Here is a 13,407-nt window from a genome sequence, read left to right on the forward strand (position 1 = left end):
ATGTACCGAAGAAAGCCGGCCGTGGCAGGGTCATTCTATCCTTCAAATCCGCAGCGCCTCGGCGTGATGATCGATTCATTCCTGGCTGAAGCGCAGGGAGCTGCCTCCGGGGAAAACGTCGTGGGCGTCATATCGCCCCACGCGGGGTACGTGTATTCAGGGCCGGTGGCGGCCTATGCCTTCCACCGGATACCGGCCGACACGGAGCTGGTGATCGTGCTGGCGCCCTCGCACCGGGCCCGTTTCAATGGCGCGGCCATCCTTGCCGAGGGCGTTTTTGAAACTCCCCTGGGCGACGTCGCCATCGACGCCGAGATCGGATCCAGGCTCAGGGGCCGCGATTATTTCGGGACCATCAAGGAGGCCCATGAGCTCGAGCATTCCCTGGAAGTGCAGGTCCCCTTTTTGCAGAAGGTGCTGAAAAGCTTTAGCCTGGTTCCCATCATCATCGGCACCGTGGACATAACAGTCTGCCGCGGCATAGCCGAAGGGATCCACGCGGCCCTGGCGGATGAAAAGCGGAAGTACGCGGTCGTCATATCCACGGACCTTTCGCACTATCATCCCTACGACGCCGCCCGGACGCTGGACAAGCGCTTCAGCGACGCCCTGAGCTCCTTTGACGAGAAGAAGGTGGAGGATGTCATATCGAGCGGCAAGGCCGAGGCCTGCGGGGAAGGGCCGGTCCTTACCGGAATGGTGCTGTGCCGGCTCCTGGGGGCAAAAAACGTTGAAATCTTGAAGTACGCCAATTCCGGCGACACGGCCGGATCAAAGGACCAGGTGGTGGGGTACCTGGCGGCGGCCTTCGTAAAATAAATAGAGGTTGAGGGGATATGAAAGAAAAAGGTAAAAAATTGACACGGGCGGAATACCTGCGCCTCTCCGGCGCCGGCATCATCGCCGCCATGGCTGTCCTTTCGCTGGGCATGGGCTGCTCGGGGGGCACTTCGGGAGACTCAGGGGGCGATACGGGAAAGAAGGGATGCGCCGATTGCCCGGCCCGGAAAAATTATGACAAAGATCCGGCATCACTGACGGGGCGACTGTGGAAATGGCACATCCGGTTCTGCCCGGGGTGGAAGGGCTATATCTCCTCGCTGCCGGAGGATGAGAGAAGGGCGGTGCTGGAGAAGTACAAATAGCTGCGGGTTTAAACCCGCAGTTTACCGAACGATCCCCGCAACGGGCCGGTATATCCAGAATTTTCCCGATATCATGCCGTTTAGGTCGACCTCTGAGGTTATGACAAACCTTTTGCCGTCAGTGTTCTGGTGGGCGAGCTTGAATTTTTTCTTCTCTATAACGGCGAGGATGATCGCCGTGTGATCCGGGGCGCCCAGGGTGCGAAACATTTTACCGCCGTTTTCGAGCCGCTTCTCGATCCTCACCGATTTGAACTGGATGATGTCTCCGGCCCTTATCTCATCCCTGTCCGGGTCGAGGAGTCGGCCGAACTGGAAGGGCCGGTTCCAGTCGGCCCCGGCTGCGTCCAGGGCCTCCTGCGCCAGGTCCCAGCATTCGCCGGACCCCACGGTCTTTCCCATGGAGCTCTTCGCATAGGACAGGATGCTCTCGCCGATGTCGAGGCTGCTGAAGTCGTTCGGCAACGCCCTGTCGGAGCGTACATTAAAGGCGCAGAGGCCGTTAAGGTTCAGCGCGGAAACCGATTTTTTCCCAAAGATCGTCACGGAATATTCCCCCGGACCGTCCTTAAGGATGTACTTGAAATTGAATTTCTTTCCCTTCATGATATAAGTAATCTGCCTGGGATTTAACCCGGCGTTTTTCTTTGCGATCCTGACCATAAGGGCCGGAAGGGAACAGTCACCCTCCAGCGGGAGGAGATACCCTGTCGAAGCCGGCGGAGGGGTCAGTGTGAAGACTCCCCTGGCGTCGATGTAGTAGGTGACAGGGGATGATGCTTCTTTAGCCATGCCATGGTGTGACAATTGTGACGCGATTATGGTCGTGAGAGTCATGGCGATGATTAAAGACTTTTGAACTAGACTGTGGTAGTTTTCATTTTTCATTGTATTATCACCTGATATATGATGATTCACTATTAATAAAGATGTTTAATAAAATCAATATTTTTATTTAGATGTGAGTATGGATACATTGTAATGCGAGGGGACCATAGCCCCGGGTTTAAACCCGGGGCTATGGTCCCCTCGCAATAATGCCGACCGACTCTCGGTCAAACCTCGCCCCGGTCCGGGGCATTACAGCAATAATAATTGACATTCCCGCAAGGATATCAATAATGCTGATAATTGCTGTAAAGCGTGCCAGCCTTTGAATAAAAGGGGCATGGACCCCTGCCGGAGGCAATGCCATGATAGAACTTGATAAGGATCAACAGGTCAAGCTGCTGAAACTGGCGAGAAATACCATAGCCGAGGAGCTTGGGCTGGATGCAGGTGAACGACTCGAATTCAACGACGCCATCTACGCGGAAAAGTGCGGGGCCTTTGTGACCCTCCATGTAAGAGGCCGCCTCAGGGGCTGCATCGGATATATCAAGGGAGTGAAAAATATTCCGGAGACAATCACGGACATGGCGAAGGCGTCCGCCTTCAATGATCCGCGCTTCCCGCCGCTCAGGAAAGAGGAGTACGGCGGCATTGATATCGAAATATCGGTGCTGTCTCCCATTGAGCCGGTGGAAAGCGTTTCGGAGATCAAGGTTGGGAGGGACGGCCTGATCATATCGCGCGGCTACAATTCGGGGCTCCTGCTTCCCCAGGTCCCGACCGAGCAGGGATGGGACCTGGAGATGTTCCTCGTCAATACCTGCTACAAGGCGGGCCTTCCCGGCAGTGCGTGGCAGCAGAAGGGAACCAAGATCGAGAAATTTTCAGCCCAGGTCTTCGGCGAGAAGGAATTGGGATTAATCAAAGAAAAAAGCGAGTAACATCCACCATGCTTGAAGATATCATATCAGTCATACCGGATGATTTCAAGGGTGTCGAAGGCGACGTGATCCGGATCGACATGAAGAAGCTTCGCGCCGAATACGCCTACTGCGGCCTCTGGTACGGCAGGGACGGGAGCGCGGAGAGCGCGGTTACAACGTCCCTGTATTATTCCGCCGGCGGCAAGCGGCCCCCTGACGCAGGCGAAGAGATCAAGGAAAACAGCTTCCAGCAGGCAGGCCGGTTCAGGATTCCTTCCGGTCACGACAGTGTATGGATAGCGGCGCGGGTTTCCGACGATGCATACTGCAAGATGCAGCTGTCGCCCTTCAGGAAGGAGTTCGCCTACATCAATTACAAGGTGATCAAGAACAGGGCAAGCGGCGTGGAGGTGCTGGGAAGCGGGGTGCTCCGGGGCGGCGACGCATTCTTCGCGAAGATCGGCATCGAGGACATGGCGGGGACCGTGGACTACAGGGATACGGTTCTCTACCTGGTGCTCATTCCGGACCCGCCTCCCGACGACTGGGACGCCGGCTCCTGTATCGGCGTCCAGGGTCTCCCGGTCCTGGTACCGCCGTGCCGCTTCGAGGCGGACAGGAATTATTCGGAATGGAACGGGCAAAACCCTCTTGACGGAACCGGCCGATGACCCATGATGGGCATCAGCAAGCGCGGTTTCGAAGCCGCGCTTACATGCATTTGATTGTTATCGGAGCGTTTGATGAAAAAATCTATCATCCTGTTTTTGATTCCGCTTCTAACCCTTGCGGTTTTCTCCTGCAAAAAAGAAAAGAAGTTCGCGGAGCCTGAATACATTTTCGCCAAGTGGGCCCGGGCCATAGAGTCGCTGAATTACAACGATTACGCCTCCTGCGAGGCCTATCCGAAAAGCGAGGGCGTGTTCCGGGAAATGTTCCGTGACACCTATTACGCCGACCTGATGGTGACCGACGTGGAAAAGCTTCACGAGGACAATGTCCTCAAGGACCACCGCGGGAAATCATACATAAAACGGAACGTGCAGTTCGAATGCTCCGAGATGCGCCGGCGAGACCGGAAGCCGCTGCGGCTCCTGCGGGGCGACGTCGATTTCATCTTCTACGTTGGAGAAGACCGGCCGAAGAAGGGCTGGCTCATGTGGAACCGCAAGATCATCAGGATCGAGCGGTAAGGGGCGGCGCCGACCAATGAGCCTGTACGAATTATTCATCGGATTCCGGTATCTGAAATCCAAGAAGAGCCAGGGCATCGTGTCCACCAACACGCTCCTCTCGATACTGATCGTGTTCCTGGGCGTCTTCATCCTTATCGTGGTGCTCTCCGTCATGAACGGCTTCCAGGCCGCCATCAAGGACAAGATCCTCGATGTCGATTCCCATGTCACCGTGCAGAACATGTACGGGCCGTCCGAGGGGAGCGGTATCCGCAATTACGAGTCCCTGGTCGGGAAGATCAGAAGCATCGAGGATGTCCGCTCCGCCGATCCTTACATCATGTCCCAGGGAATGATCCGCCTCGGCTCCACCATCTCGCCGGTGATGGTCCGCGGCATCGGCCGGAACGGCGTCATCCCTCCGGATGTGGCCAAGTTCATCATAAAAGACGCGGGCGATTTTTCCAAGAAAGGGAAGCGCCGCCTTTCGGGAAAAACCGTGGCCGAGTTCTTCAACACGCGGTCCGTCTTCATCGGCCAGGAAATGGCGACGAACAATAACATCCTCATCGGCGACTCAATCGAGCTGATCGTGGCCAAGGGCGCCCTGGCCCTGCGGACCGGCCTTACCCCCGGCATGGAGCAGTTCAGGGTGATCGGCTTTTTCAAGACCGAGTATTACGATTATGACACCAAGCTGGTCATCCTTTCGCTCCCGCAGGCCCAGCGCCTTTTTGAGATCGGCGACGCGGTGACCGGGATCGGCATCAAGATCCGGGACGTGTACCGGGCGGCGCGGGTGTCCGAGCGGATCAACGCCCTCCTCGGGTACGAGTACCTCACCATGACCGCCGAGGAAAAGAACCGCAACCTCTTTTACGCGCTCCAGCTGGAAAAGCTCATCATGATGATAATACTCTTCCTGGTCATCATCTCGGCGGGGTTCACCATCATGGGAACCCTGGTCATGGTGGTGATGGAAAAGCGCAAGGCCGTGGGCATATTGAAATCGATGGGGGCCAAGCCGAACTCCATCATGGTTATCTTCATCCTGGAAGGCTTTTTTATAGGCATCATAGGGTCCCTCCTCGGGGTCATTTGTGGCATAGCCGCGGCCCTCAACCTCGACGCGATCATCCGGTGGGTCGAGGGCGCCATCAACGGGATCATGGGCTGGATCTACGGCATTTTCAACATGGGAATCTACACCAGGATAAACCTGGTGCCGAGCCATGTCTACTATATCGAGGGGATCCCCACGGAGGTCAACCCGGAGCTGGTGGTGTTCATCGCCATCGTCGCCGTGTTCCTCTGCACCGTCGCGGCGATTTTTCCCGCCTGGAGCGCATCGCGGCTCCAGCCGGTGGAGACCATCAGGTATGAATAGGGGCGGCGCAGCGCTAATTTCAGGCGGATCATAGGATCGGACGATGGAGAACAACGTCATAGTAAAAGCGGAGAACATCGAGAAGATATACGGCTTCGGCAGGAGCGCCCTCAGGGTCCTCAAGGGGGTTTCCCTGGAGATCGGCAAAGGGGAGATCATTTCGATCGTTGGCCCCTCGGGGGCCGGAAAATCGACCCTGCTGAACATCATCGGGTGCCTGGATTACTTTCAGAACGGCGCCATGACCGTGATGGGCAGGGACATCACCAATCTCTCCGTGGAAGACCTCTCCGGGTTCAGGAACAGGCACATCGGCTTCATCTTCCAGTCCCACAACCTTCTTCCGGAGTTCACCGCCCTGGAGAATATAATGATCCCCCTCATGATCAGGAGGGCCAAGAAGGGCGAGGCCAGGTCGAGGGCCCTGTCCCTCCTCGACCGGTTCAACCTGGCGGACCGCGCCCATCACAAGCCGTCGGAGCTCTCCGGCGGCGAGTGCCAGCGGGTCGCCATCGCCCGCGCTATCGTGGGCAAACCGGACATCCTCCTGGCCGACGAGCCGACGGGCAACCTCGACCAGGCCAATTCCCGGATGCTCACCGACATGCTCCTTGACCTGGGGAGGGAGGAGGGCACCACCATCGTGATCGTGACCCATGACCGTGACATTGCCGCCCGGACCGGGAAAACCATAACCCTGATAGACGGCAAGATAGAATGATGTTTTTCGGTGGCTTTTTTTGTGGATATTCCATATAATATGGTTATAACAGGGCGCGGTGATACGGCCGCGCCGGCGGCGGGTCATTAATGGCTGAAACAATCAAGACAATATCCGACAGCGGCCAGTTCGAGGAGATATTCAAGAAGTTTTACTCCGGCAGGGATGTCTTCATCAAGACCAAGAGCGGCGACCTGGCGATCCAGTTCCTCGGCTACAGCAGCGGCAATGTGGCCTTTCGGATACCCAGGGTCAAGAACGTACCCGAAACCATTGTCGTTCTCACCCGCATGGGAGAAAACACCATCTATGCCAGCCTGAAGTCCATCGAGCGAAACGAGGATACCTTTATCTTCCTTCCCATGAAGTTCCAGGTCATATCCGAGGCGCGCAGGGAAGAGCGGACCAGCGTCAGCGCGGCCGACGGCAAGAACATACTGTACGCGACCAACCTCATATCCGAATCGATGATACAGGGGGCCCTTGAATCAAATGAAAAAAGGATCACCCTCATAAAGGAAAAGATTGCCGATGATCTCAAGGGAAAGTTCAACAGGGCGCGCGTTTTTTTCATGAATGAATCGAGGATCGACGCCAGGATGAAGTACTTCATGGGCTCGTGGAATCCCATCTTCATGAAGGACCGGGAAAAGGAGCCGACGGAAGCCGACAAGAAGGATTTTCAGTTCTACCTGGGCGAGATTTACTCGAAGGACTACAAGCTGTCAAGCCAGAAGGAGCTCGTTTCAGAGGCGTCGGTTCCTTTCATTTATAAGAATATCATACCCTACGGCTATATCCAGGTCAACAACAAGAAGCCGATGGACGACAACCACCTCACGGTCGTCAAACGACTTGCCGCCATGATCAACGAGCACATGACGAAAGACAACCTCTTCGTTCCCGCCCAGGACAGGTTCATCGTGACCGATGTCTCCAAGAAAGGGCTTGGCATCGTTTTCAGGGACCGGCGGCAGTTGCGCTATTTCGTGAAGGATTCCCAGGCGGTCATCGAGCTTCACCTGCCGGATTCGAACAAGGCCACCATGGGGGTCATCGTGCGCAACACGATCTTCAACGAAGGCGGCACCATCAGGGTGGGTTTCGAGATCATGCACATAGACGCCATCAGCGAGGTCAATTACGACGAGTACCTGGAATTGCTGAAAAAAGATTAGACCGCCAAGAGGCAGCCTATTCTTTCTTCCGCGCCTTCGCCTCGTTTTTCAGCTTCTTCTTTTCCATCTTCAACCTGGCCTTTTCAGCCGCGGCCCGGGACGCGGCGGGGGAACGGTCCCTGTCGGCGCCGGCGGTTTCCGCGGCAATGCCGCCGGTTTCCCCGGAAACGGCGCCGGCCTCTCCCTTTTTCCTGCTGCGGGCGGCTTTCACCTTTTCAATCAGGTATGTGGCGAATTTCTTGCCGAACTGGGCGATGAATCCGGCCACCAGGATGGTGACGGCCCATTTCAGTATAGTTTCGGCCGTGGCGGAATCTATGATGTTGGTGGTGTCTGTCATTGGCGTATTACCTTTCATCAATAGTAATTAATTCTATATTTTGTGTCTATTAATATAATAGACTTGTTGCAAAACTGCGTCTCGCGCTCGCAGGGCCCCCCCTGCGGGGGGCTTATAAGGGGCTACGCCCCTTAGACCCCTTTAAAATACCTAGTTTTGCATCAACTCTAATAAAAATGTTTTATGAATCCTCGGTTGCCGAGCGAAGCCGAGTCATGGCGGGCGGGAGCCTCCAGCCCCCTGTGATCGGGAGCAACCCATGCCTCCTGTTTAAATAATATAAATTAATTATAAAGCTGCACAAAACCACCCAATGTATGCAAAAATCAAACCGAATAACAAATCCGACCGGCGACATTAATTTATTCTCATCTTAAGCCCCATTATTACCGATTATAAAAATGATTACGTATATCCAATTATGTCCTGTTCGGAGATGTGCCATGGAACATCATATATCTGAAATGCTGAGAATACTTAAGGAGGAAACCGGCCTTTTCGAGAAGCTCTGCTCCCTTGAAAAAGAGAAGACCGGGGCCATCGTTGAACATAACGGCAAGCTCATGGAGAAAATTTCTATCGAGGAGGAGGGGCTCCTGTCCATGATCGAAAACCTGGAATCGGCGCGCCTCAGGCAGGTCGGCGACTACATGAGAAAGCGGCGTATCCGGACGGACAATGTGACCCTGTCGGACGTGGCCGCCACGGCTGAACAACCCGTTTCCGAGAACATGCGGCTCCTGGGCCGCGGCCTGAAAGAGGTCATGATGAAGCTGGGGCGCCTGCAGGAAACCAACAGGGCCCTCATCAACGACAACATGGAGTATTACAATATACTGCTGACGGGGCTGCGCAGGAACGGCGCCCTGGATGCCGGGTACGGCAGCGACGGCAGGGAAGAGGAAAAGCTGAAAAATTCCATCCTGTTCAACCAGACAGCGTAAGGAGCACGGCGATGAATTCAACATTCATGGGTCTTGAAATAGGGAAGAAGGGGCTGATGACCCACCAGCAAGCCCTTCACACCACCGGTCACAACATCTCCAACGCGGAGAACAAGGAATATTCGCGCCAGCGCGTTGTGATAACCGCGGCGGACCCGCTTTACGTGCCGGCCCTGAACCGCTCCAACACGCCGGGCAACATCGGCCAGGGCTCCGTCGTCTCCTCCGTCGAGCGCATCCGCGACAGCTTCATCGACGACCGGATCATGGTCGAGAAGAACAACGCCGGATACTGGAAGGTGCGCAACGAGTTCGTGTACCAGATCGAGGCCATATACAACGAGCCTTCCGAGGAGTCGGTCCGTAACCGCCTCGACGAGCTCTGGAAGTCGTGGGAGGAGCTTTCCAAGTACCCCGAGGAGCGCTCCACGCGGGAGGTCGTGAAGGAGAAGGCCGTCAACCTGTCACACGAGGTGAACTACGCCTACAACCAGCTCTACGATCTGCGGATGAACGCGAACCGGCAGATCGAGGGCAGGGTCAACCAGCTGAACATGTACGGGAAGGACATCCGCGACCTGAACGAGCGGATACTCAAGGCCGAGGCCCTGGGCGACAATCCCAACGACCTGAGGGACCGCCGCGACGCGCTCATCGAGAAGATGTCGCAGCTGGTGAATATCAGCGTGGGCAGGAGCGACAAGGACGAGACCATCGTCTACATCAGCGGCGAGAACTTTGTCCAGGGCGAGGTGTTCCATCCCCTGGCTCTCGAGATGGACCAGACGAACGACGGACTCTTCAAGGTCGTGTGGAAAGATTCCGGCCGGGACGTCGATATCCGCCACGGCGAGATCGCGAGCCTCATCGATATCAGGGACAAGGTCATCCGCCAGAACATCAACGATATCAACTCCTTCGCGATCAATCTCGTGGACCTGACCAACGAGGTGCACCGCGACGGCTTCAGCAGGCGCAACGAGACCAATGTCGATTTTTTCAGGCACCTGGTCATCAGCGACAACGTTGACGGCAATTTCGACCTGACCAACGACGGGGTGAACGACGTGACCGCCATCTTCAAGGTCTCCGGGAACAACAGGATAGACGCGTCGGCCGCCATCGGCATCAACGGCACCCTCACCTTCGTGAACAACACGGAGCTCGAATCGAACGTTCAGATCGACTACAGCGCCTCTGACACGGCCCTCACGATCATAAAAAAGATAAACGACGCGCACATGGGCGTCGTGGCATACATGAACCACAACGGCCAGCTGGCCCTCAAGGCCACCACGGCCCAGGACATGGACAGGAAGAATTTCATGATCAGGCACCTGGAGGATTCCGGCCAGTTCCTGGTGGGGCTCACCGGGATACTGAAGCAGTCCGGGCCCCAGGGATCTTTCGATTACCGGCGGGTCAACGATATCATAAAGTTCCTCCCGAGCAGGGAGCATGTCACGATCACGCCCAAATTCAACCCGGCGGCCCACATGGCCGTTTCGGACACGATCATAGCAGACGTAGACCGGATCAGCGCGGCCCGCGGCAAGGATGTCGGCGGGACGGGCGATGTGAACACGTCGAACGGAATCGGCGATGGCAGCAACGCGCTCCGGATAGCACATATACGGCACAAGAACGCCATGGTGGACACCAATACCACGTTCAACGACTTCTACACCGCGGTCATTTCCCGGACGGGGACCCAGGGGGAGGAGGCGAAGGACCGGGTCAAGAACCAGGAGACCCTTCTCAAGAACCTGGTCAATCTCCGCGAATCGATATCGGGAGTGAACCTTGACGAGGAGATGTCGAACATGGTGGCGTTCCAGCACGGATACAATGCCGCGGCGCGCGTTATCACCACGATGGACCATATGCTGGATACCATAATTAACAGGATGGGGGTATAACGCATGAACCGCATAACCAACCAGATGATCAACAACACCATGAACTATAACCTGCAGCGGCACCAGTCGGAGATGGACCGCATACAGAACACCCTGGCCACGGGGAAAAGCGTCAATATGCCGCGGGACAACCCCATCGCCAGCACGAACCAGATGCTCTACCGCACCCGCCTTACCGAGCTCGACCAGTTCACCAGCAACCTGAACGAGAGCAAGTCCAGGCTCGACGAGGTGGACACCGCGCTCCAGTCGACGCTGCGCATCTTCCAGCGGATCAGGGTGCTCACCGTGCAGGGGGCCAACGGCATCTACACTTCCTTTGAATTGAAGGAGGCGGCGGCCACGGAGGTGAACCAGCTCCTGGACGAGCTCGTGGCGATCGCCAACACCAAGGGCGCCACCGGCAGGTCCGTCTTCGGCGGTCACCAGACCGGCACCGAGGACCAGCCGAATCCCTGGGTCCCCATCTACCAGACCCTGACCGCCGGGAACCAGGGCGACGCCATGATCGGCGTCGAGTATCGCGGCAACATCGGGAAGATGAAGCGAGAGGTGTCCAAGGGCGAGTACATGGACGTGAGCGTGCCGGGGAACGAGGTCTTCTGGGCGACGAACCAGATCCTCACGTCCAACAAGGACGTCGCGGCCTACACGGCCCCCACCAACCAGTCCGTCAAGATCGACGGCCGCGAGATCAACATATCGGCCGGCGACAACATCGATATCATCATAGACAAGCTGAATAACGCGGGGCTGAGCATCCGCGCCTCCAAGGGCGGGCGCAACAACCTGATCATGGAGTCGACCACGCCTCACCAGATATGGCTGGAGGACGTGGGGAGCGGCACGGTTTTAAAAGATCTGGGTATGCTCAATCCCAACTTCCCGGAGCCTCCCAACAACATCGACCCCACGGTCACCATCGGCGGCATGTCCGTATTCGAGATGGTCATCCAGCTCAGGGACGACCTGGTCAGGGGCGACCAGGAGCTGATCGGCGGCCGGGACCTGGGCCTCATCGACCTCGGCCTGGAGAACATCCTGAAGCACGTCTCGGCCATGGGCGCGAAGACGAACAGGGTGGAGGAGCTGGCCAGGCGGACCGAGTACGACAAGGGAAACGTCACCACGATGCTCGCCAACACGGAAGGGATCGATTACGCGGAAACCATCATGAACTTCAAGTGGCTGGAGAGCGTCCACCGGTACGCCCTGGCGATCGGGGCGAAATCGATCATGCCGACCCTGATGGATTTCCTCCGGTAGGAAAAAAATTGTTGCATGGTTGAGTCGAATTGACATAGAATGTCTTACGAAGGCGAGGTCGCGTGACCTCGCTTGCAAAAGGAGATCGTTTTTGAGCATTAAAATCAAAACCAGGCCTTTCGGCGAAATTGAGATAAGGGATGAGCAGGTGATCGATTTCCCAGACGGAATCCTCGGTTTCGACGACGTCAGGAAATTCGTCCTCCTGGACGCCCATGACGAGAATTCCCCGCTGAAATGGCTGCAGGCCTATGAAGAGCCGGGGCTGGCCTTTGTCATCATACGCCCGGTGGATTTCATGCGCGAATACGAGCTGGTGGTGTCCATGAACGATATCGAGGCGGTCGGCGCCGACACGGCGGAGCACCTGATCGTCTTCGCCATCGTCACCATACCGTCAAACCCGTCGGAAATGACCGCGAACCTCCAGGGGCCCATCATCATCAACCCCCAGAAGAGGCTCGGCAGGCAGGCGATATCCCTGAGCGACAGGTACAGCGTGCGGCACAGGATACTCGATGAGATGAAAAAGGCCGCCGAGGGTTAATGGTATGCTGGTACTGGCACGCAGATTGAACGAAAGCATCATGATCGGCGACGATATCGAGGTCGTCATCATCGACATTAAAGGCGACCAGGTCAAGCTCGGCATCCGCGCTCCCAAGAGGGTCACCGTTCACCGGAAAGAGATCTATGACGAGATCAGGAAGGAAAACATCGCCGCCATGGATTCGACGTTCAAGGCCGAGGAGCTGAAGGAAATCTCCGAGATTTTCAAAAAGGGCAAAGACGAGATGGAGAAAAAATAGCCGGCGCGATGGATCTGTTCGCCATACCCTATTTCCCGTACCTCATCATCGCCCTCGCGGCGGTTTTTACCGCCCGCGAGTATGTCACCTATCACGAAATAATAAAGCTCAAGTACGTCTTCACACCCCTGGTCACCGCCATCATCGCGGGCCTGGTGATCCTGTCGATGCATGACGGCGGCATTACGACCTACCGCGTGCTGGTGCTGTCGGCGCTGATATGCTCCATCGTCGCGGACACCATGCTCATGGTGGTCGAGGTGAGCCTGATGGAGCAGGGGATCGTCTACTTCATGATGGGCCACGTCATGTACATCGCGGCGTTCTCGCTGGATTATGATTTCAGCGGGTGGAACGTGGCCGTCGCCTCCGTGCTGCTGGTCATCCTGGCAATGTTTTACCGCGGCATCAGGGGGGCCGTGGGAAAGCTCCGGATCCCCATCCTGGTGTACGCCGTGGTGCTCTGCACCATGCTCTTCTTCGCACTCTCTCAATTCAACAAGGATTTCTCCCGGAAAGAGGTTCTACTCATCGTTGGGGCGCTCCTCTTCGTCATGTCCGATTTTTTACTTGCCTATCTTTCCTTCATTAAGCCCCACAGGCGGGAATCGGTCATCGTGTGGGCCGTGTACGCTCCGGGACAATTCCTGATCGCCCTTTCCTGTTTCAGCTGATTCGTGTGATAATGCATCCCTCCTACCGCCATTTTATCTAGAATCGAGTAATATCTCCCACGCCCCCACGGGCGGCTGTGGTAAAAAAGCCATAT

16 protein-coding genes are annotated in these 13,407 nt (G+C 56.4%); 14 read left to right on the forward strand and 2 right to left on the reverse strand.

The annotated features are described in order from the left end of the window. The gene (amrB, locus tag KA369_11915; protein MBP7736672.1) at positions 1-819 is read left to right on the forward strand and encodes an AmmeMemoRadiSam system protein B; all 819 of its coding nucleotides are present in this window, start codon (positions 1-3) and stop codon (positions 817-819) included. A gap of 110 nt (positions 820-929) precedes the next feature. After that, complete coding sequence (locus tag KA369_11920; protein ID MBP7736673.1) at positions 930-1,145, forward strand: hypothetical protein; 216 nt, start codon at positions 930-932, stop codon at positions 1,143-1,145. A gap of 21 nt (positions 1,146-1,166) precedes the next feature. Here KA369_11920 and KA369_11925 read toward each other — a convergent pair whose 3' ends face one another. Next, entirely contained in the window at positions 1,167-2,033 is an 867-nt protein-coding gene (locus KA369_11925; protein ID MBP7736674.1) for a hypothetical protein, read from the reverse strand. 305 nt (positions 2,034-2,338) lie between these two features. Here KA369_11925 and amrA point away from each other — a divergent pair, with 305 nt between their 5' ends. The 6 genes from amrA to KA369_11955 all read left to right on the forward strand — a co-directional run bounded on the left by amrA (position 2,339) and on the right by KA369_11955 (position 7,360). Then, positions 2,339-2,917: an AmmeMemoRadiSam system protein A gene (amrA, locus tag KA369_11930; protein ID MBP7736675.1), complete on the forward strand. Its 579-nt coding sequence runs from the start codon at positions 2,339-2,341 to the stop codon at positions 2,915-2,917. Positions 2,918-2,925: 8 nt separating this feature from the next. Continuing rightward, positions 2,926-3,570, forward strand: a complete 645-nt coding sequence (locus tag KA369_11935) for a hypothetical protein (protein ID MBP7736676.1) — start codon at positions 2,926-2,928, stop codon at positions 3,568-3,570. A 72-nt stretch (positions 3,571-3,642) separates the two neighbouring features. Beyond that, entirely contained in the window at positions 3,643-4,092 is a 450-nt protein-coding gene (locus KA369_11940) for a hypothetical protein (GenBank protein ID MBP7736677.1), read from the forward strand. 16 nt (positions 4,093-4,108) lie between these two features. Further along, a complete protein-coding gene (locus tag KA369_11945; protein ID MBP7736678.1) occupies positions 4,109-5,461 on the forward strand; it encodes an ABC transporter permease in 1,353 nt (450 codons plus the stop codon). Positions 5,462-5,519: 58 nt separating this feature from the next. Further along, positions 5,520-6,182 (forward strand): ABC transporter ATP-binding protein, encoded by a 663-nt coding sequence (locus tag KA369_11950; GenBank protein ID MBP7736679.1) that lies wholly within the window; start codon positions 5,520-5,522, stop codon positions 6,180-6,182. Between the two features lie 89 nt (positions 6,183-6,271). Beyond that, entirely contained in the window at positions 6,272-7,360 is a 1,089-nt protein-coding gene (locus KA369_11955; GenBank protein ID MBP7736680.1) for a hypothetical protein, read from the forward strand. 16 nt (positions 7,361-7,376) lie between these two features. Here KA369_11955 and KA369_11960 read toward each other — a convergent pair whose 3' ends face one another. Continuing rightward, a complete protein-coding gene (locus KA369_11960; protein MBP7736681.1) occupies positions 7,377-7,700 on the reverse strand; it encodes a hypothetical protein in 324 nt (107 codons plus the stop codon). A gap of 443 nt (positions 7,701-8,143) precedes the next feature. On the opposite strand from KA369_11960, the gene KA369_11965 reads away from it, so the two are divergent. The 6 genes from KA369_11965 (at position 8,144) to KA369_11990 (ending at position 13,312) form a co-directional block, all read left to right on the forward strand. Beyond that, positions 8,144-8,644, forward strand: a complete 501-nt coding sequence (locus tag KA369_11965; GenBank protein MBP7736682.1) for a flagellar protein FlgN — start codon at positions 8,144-8,146, stop codon at positions 8,642-8,644. 11 nt (positions 8,645-8,655) lie between these two features. Next, positions 8,656-10,563, forward strand: a complete 1,908-nt coding sequence (gene flgK / locus KA369_11970) for a flagellar hook-associated protein FlgK (protein MBP7736683.1) — start codon at positions 8,656-8,658, stop codon at positions 10,561-10,563. A 3-nt stretch (positions 10,564-10,566) separates the two neighbouring features. Then, positions 10,567-11,829: a flagellar hook-associated protein 3 gene (locus tag KA369_11975; GenBank protein MBP7736684.1), complete on the forward strand. Its 1,263-nt coding sequence runs from the start codon at positions 10,567-10,569 to the stop codon at positions 11,827-11,829. A gap of 91 nt (positions 11,830-11,920) precedes the next feature. Further along, the gene (locus KA369_11980; protein ID MBP7736685.1) at positions 11,921-12,376 is read left to right on the forward strand and encodes a flagellar assembly protein FliW; all 456 of its coding nucleotides are present in this window, start codon (positions 11,921-11,923) and stop codon (positions 12,374-12,376) included. A 4-nt stretch (positions 12,377-12,380) separates the two neighbouring features. Continuing rightward, positions 12,381-12,638 (forward strand): carbon storage regulator CsrA, encoded by a 258-nt coding sequence (gene csrA, locus KA369_11985; protein MBP7736686.1) that lies wholly within the window; start codon positions 12,381-12,383, stop codon positions 12,636-12,638. An 8-nt stretch (positions 12,639-12,646) separates the two neighbouring features. Next, positions 12,647-13,312 carry a lysoplasmalogenase gene (locus KA369_11990; protein MBP7736687.1) on the forward strand — a complete coding sequence of 222 codons (666 nt, stop codon included), beginning with the start codon at positions 12,647-12,649 and terminating at the stop codon, positions 13,310-13,312. The last annotated feature ends 95 nt before the right edge of the window (positions 13,313-13,407 follow it).

Source organism: Spirochaetota bacterium, assembly GCA_017999915.1.
Classification (GTDB): domain Bacteria; phylum Spirochaetota; class UBA4802; order UBA4802; family UBA5550; genus RBG-16-49-21.

Excerpts from the sequence above, each read along its gene's own strand:
- amrB (MBP7736672.1), top strand. The coding sequence starts at position 1 with ATGTACCGAAGAAAGCCGGCCGTGGCAGGGTCATTCTATCCTTCAAAT.
- KA369_11920 (MBP7736673.1), top strand. The coding sequence starts at position 930 with ATGGGCTGCTCGGGGGGCACTTCGGGAGACTCAGGGGGCGATACGGGA.
- KA369_11925 (MBP7736674.1), bottom strand. The coding sequence starts at position 2,033 with ATGAAAAATGAAAACTACCACAGTCTAGTTCAAAAGTCTTTAATCATC.
- amrA (MBP7736675.1), top strand. The coding sequence starts at position 2,339 with ATGATAGAACTTGATAAGGATCAACAGGTCAAGCTGCTGAAACTGGCG.
- KA369_11935 (MBP7736676.1), top strand. The coding sequence starts at position 2,926 with ATGCTTGAAGATATCATATCAGTCATACCGGATGATTTCAAGGGTGTC.
- KA369_11940 (MBP7736677.1), top strand. The coding sequence starts at position 3,643 with ATGAAAAAATCTATCATCCTGTTTTTGATTCCGCTTCTAACCCTTGCG.
- KA369_11945 (MBP7736678.1), top strand. The coding sequence starts at position 4,109 with ATGAGCCTGTACGAATTATTCATCGGATTCCGGTATCTGAAATCCAAG.
- KA369_11955 (MBP7736680.1), top strand. The coding sequence starts at position 6,272 with ATGGCTGAAACAATCAAGACAATATCCGACAGCGGCCAGTTCGAGGAG.
- KA369_11960 (MBP7736681.1), bottom strand. The coding sequence starts at position 7,700 with ATGACAGACACCACCAACATCATAGATTCCGCCACGGCCGAAACTATA.
- KA369_11965 (MBP7736682.1), top strand. The coding sequence starts at position 8,144 with ATGGAACATCATATATCTGAAATGCTGAGAATACTTAAGGAGGAAACC.
- flgK (MBP7736683.1), top strand. The coding sequence starts at position 8,656 with ATGAATTCAACATTCATGGGTCTTGAAATAGGGAAGAAGGGGCTGATG.
- KA369_11975 (MBP7736684.1), top strand. The coding sequence starts at position 10,567 with ATGAACCGCATAACCAACCAGATGATCAACAACACCATGAACTATAAC.
- csrA (MBP7736686.1), top strand. The coding sequence starts at position 12,381 with ATGCTGGTACTGGCACGCAGATTGAACGAAAGCATCATGATCGGCGAC.
- KA369_11990 (MBP7736687.1), top strand. The coding sequence starts at position 12,647 with ATGGATCTGTTCGCCATACCCTATTTCCCGTACCTCATCATCGCCCTC.